General features: G+C 56.6%; 1 protein-coding gene. It reads right to left on the minus strand.

Annotation, left to right across the window (positions count from 1 at the left end; genetic code table 11):
• Nucleotides 1-2,673 (minus strand): SpaA isopeptide-forming pilin-related protein (locus tag LRP57_RS08190; protein ID WP_231206198.1); only part of this gene is annotated, 2,673 nt, incomplete at both ends.

The following is a 2,673-nucleotide window of genomic DNA, read 5'->3' on the forward strand; positions in this document are numbered from 1 at the left end:
CCGGGTCGGCTTGCTCGCCCAACTTCTTGACCTTCACAGTCCCGCGCTTCATCGTGTTTGTAAACGCGGTGCCAGTTAGGTCAACAAGCTCACCCGCACCAGTCACACTCACCTCACGGCCCTGAACCTCACTGGAGGGGTTATACGCAGCAAGCGGAGTGGTCTCACGCACCACATAGGTTCCGTACGGCACACGCTCAAACGAAGCCACACCATCAGCCCCAGTGGTCGCGGTAGCAAACGCGCTATCGGACACCACGCCCTCGGTCTTAGCAAACAGGGAGAACACCACGCCCTCAAGCGGCACGCTCTCAGCAGCCGGGTCGGCTTGCTCGCCCAACTTCTTGACCTTCACAGTCCCGCGCTTCATCGTGTTTGTAAACGCGGTGCCAGTTAGGTCAACAAGCTCACCCGCACCAGTCACACTCACCTCACGGCCCTGAACCTCACTGGAGGGGTTATACGCAGCAAGCGGAGTGGTCTCACGCACCACATAGGTTCCGTACGGCACACGCTCAAACGAAGCCACACCATCAGCCCCAGTGGTCGCGGTAGCAAACGCGCTATCGGACACCACGCCCTCGGTCTTAGCAAACAGGGAGAACACCACGCCCTCAAGCGGCACGCTCTCAGCAGCCGGGTCGGCCTGCTCGCCCAACTTCTTGACCTTCACGGTGCCGCGGATCAACTGATTCGTCACAGGAACAGAACGCAAATCAACGTCCTGCCCATCCTCACGAACAGACACATCCTGCTTCCAGGCAGAATTCAACACGTAATTAACCAAGCTCGCGCTCTCACGCAACTCGTAATCCCCATACGGCACGCCCTCAAACGAAGCCACACCATCAGCCCCGGTCTTTGCGGTCGCGAACGGCGTCTCAGACACCCCAGCACCGGTCTTAGCAAACAGCGAGAACACCACGCCAGCCAAAGGCACACTAGCATCCTCAGCATCAACCTTCTTCACCCGCACGGTGCCGCGGATAATCGTATTCGCGTAATCAGCAAGGCTCAGAGTCTGCCCATCAGTTTCAATACTCGCAGACGGCGTCACACTGCTGAGCACATAGCCGCGCGGAGCGTTCTTCTCACGCACCGTGTACTTCCCATAGGCAATACCACTAAACCGCACAACACCATCATGCCCAGAAGTAGCCTCAGTCACCAGGGCACCTTCAGAATTCACAAGCTCAAAGACCGCGCCAGCAAGAGGAGCACGCGTATCAGCATCCACCTTCGTCAGCGTGATACTGCCACTAATCTTCCGGTTAGTAATGAAATCAAAACCAACAACCTGACCATCACGATCAATACGCACCTCACGATCATCCTGATCGCCCACATACCCCTCAGGAGCCTGCACCTCACGCAACACATACTCCCCATACGGGACACGCTCAAACACAACCGAACCATCAGGGGCGCTCGTTCGAGTATCAAAAGCACTCTCCGACACACCATCAGCGCTCTTAGCAAACAAGGAGAACACCGCGCCAGCAAGGTGACGACCATCCACCCCATCAACCTTCGTCAAAGTGACACTGCCACGCATAACACTATTAGGGAACTCACCCAAAGCAACACGAGCACCATGAGCACTCACACTCAGACTCTTCACCTCAACACTACGCACATACCCCACAGGCGCGCTCTTCTCACGCAACGTGTACTCCCCAAACGGCACACGCTCAAAAGAAGCCACACCATCAGAAGCACTCGTCTGCTCACCAACCACACTACCCTGAGCATCCACAAGCTCAAAGATCGCGCCAGCAAGCGGAGCACGCGTATCAGCATCAACCTTCGTCACCGTTACCGTGCCGCGGATCAACTGATTCGTCACAGGAACAGAACGCAAATCAACGTCCTGCCCATCCTCACGAACAGACACATCCTGCTTCCACGCAGCATTCAACACGTAATTCACCAGACTCGCGCTCTCACGCAACTCGTAATCCCCATACGGCACGCCCTCAAACGAAGCCACACCATCAGCCCCGGTCTTTGCGGTTGCAAACGGCGTCTCAGACACACCAGCACCAGTCTTAGCAAACAGCGAGAACACCACACCCGCCAAAGGCACACTAGCATCCTCAGCATCAACCTTCTTGACCTTGATGCTGCCGCGTTTCATCGTATTCACAAACGCGCTATTAGTTAGGTCAACAAGCTCACCCGCACCAGTCACACTCACCTCACGGCCCTGCGCCTCAACAGAGGGGTTATACGCAGCAAGCGGACCAGTCTCACGCACCACATACGACCCGTACGGCACACGCTCAAACACAGCGACACCATCAGCCCCAGTGGTCGCAGTCGCAAACGCCGTATCAGACACCACGCCCTCGGTCTTAGCAAACAGCGAGAACACCACACCCACAAGCGGCACGTTTTCAGCCCCCGCGTCAGCCTGCTCACCCAACTTCTTCACCTTGATGCTGCCTTGGACCAGGCGGTTAGGATAATCACCTACCTGCACGGTTTGACCATGAACACGCACCTGAACATCACGAGTCTGATCCGAAAGCACATAATGATCCGGCGCGCTCTTTTCACGCAACACGTAATCCCCATACGCCACCGAGCTGAAAGTCGCAACACCATCCACACCACTTGGAGCAGAAACATACGCGGCCTGCGCGCCCTCAGGCACACCACCACTCGTGTCCT

It is taken from the genome of Schaalia sp. lx-260 (assembly GCF_021083645.1).
Classification (GTDB): Bacteria; Actinomycetota; Actinomycetes; order Actinomycetales; family Actinomycetaceae; genus Pauljensenia.